The sequence below is a fragment of the Staphylococcus sp. HMSC13A10 genome (genome assembly GCF_001808005.1).
Lineage (GTDB): Bacteria > Bacillota > Bacilli > Staphylococcales > Staphylococcaceae > Staphylococcus > Staphylococcus pasteuri.
On sequence record NZ_KV791859.1, the window covers coordinates 641 to 1,881 of the forward strand.

At 41.7% G+C, this 1,241-nt stretch carries 1 protein-coding gene; it reads left to right on the forward strand.

Translation table 11 applies throughout. The features are described 5' to 3' along the window. A partial coding sequence (locus HMPREF3125_RS13235; RefSeq protein WP_371106442.1) for a hypothetical protein occupies positions 1 to 1,241 on the forward strand: 1,241 nt, incomplete at both ends.

Sequence of the window (1,241 nt, forward strand, 5' to 3'; positions counted from 1 at the left end):
GTACTAGAACTATCAGAAAGCGACGTACTCGTGCTTGTCGAACCACTTAGAGAAGTGCTCGTACTAACCGAAGTAGAAGTGCTCACGCTAGATGAGTCGCTCAATGACGTACTAGAACTGTCAGAAAGTGACGTGCTCGTACTAGATGAACCACTCAATGATGTACTAGTACTACCTGAAGTAGAAGTACTTACACTATTAGATAATGAAGAACTTATGCTAGATGATTCACTCATTGATTCGTTCGTACTAGTAGAAAGAGACGTTTGTGTACTAGCTGAGTCACTCATAGAAGTACTAGAACTATCAGAAAGCGACGTACTCGTACTAGATGAATCACTTAATGAAGTACTTGCGCTATCAGAAAGCGAAGTACTTGTACTAGCAGAATCACTTAGAGAAGTACTTGTGCTATCAGAAGTCGACGTACTTGTACTAGCTGAGTCACTTGTCGATGTGCTTGCACTGTCTGAAAGTGACGTAGAAGTACTCATGCTAGATGAATCACTCACAGACGTACTCGTACTAGCAGAAATAGACGTACTAGTAGAATTCCTTACAGACGTACTTGCACTATCAGATGTCGAAGTGCTTGTACTAGCAGAATCACTCAATGACGTACTAGAACTATCAGAGAGTGACGTAGAAGTACTAGTAGAATCACTTAGAGAAGTACTTGTGCTATCAGACGTAGACGTACTTGTACTAGATGAGTCACTCGTAGACGTGCTTGCACTGTCAGAAAGCGACGTAGAAGTACTCATACTAGATGAATCACTTACAGACGTGCTCGTGCTGTCAGAGACAGAAGTACTAGCAGAATCACTTAGAGAAGTACTTGTACTATCGGACGTCGATGTACTTGTACTAGTAGAGTCACTTGTAGAAGTGCTTGCACTATCAGAAAGCGAAGTAGATGTACTAGTACTAGTTGATTCACTTACAGAAGTGCTCGTGCTATCGGAGACAGAAGTACTCAATGAATCACTTGTAGAAGTACTTGTACTAGTAGAGTCACTTGTCGATGTGCTTGCACTGTCAGAAAGTGATGTAGAAGTACTCGTACTAGATGAATCACTTACAGAAGTGCTCGTGCTATCTGAAACAGACGTACTCAATGAATCACTTAGTGAAGCACTAGCACTATCAGACGTCGACGTACTTGTACTAGTAGAGTCACTTGCCGATGTGCTTGCGCTATCAGAAAGTGAAGTAGAAGTACTTGTACTATTTGAATCGCT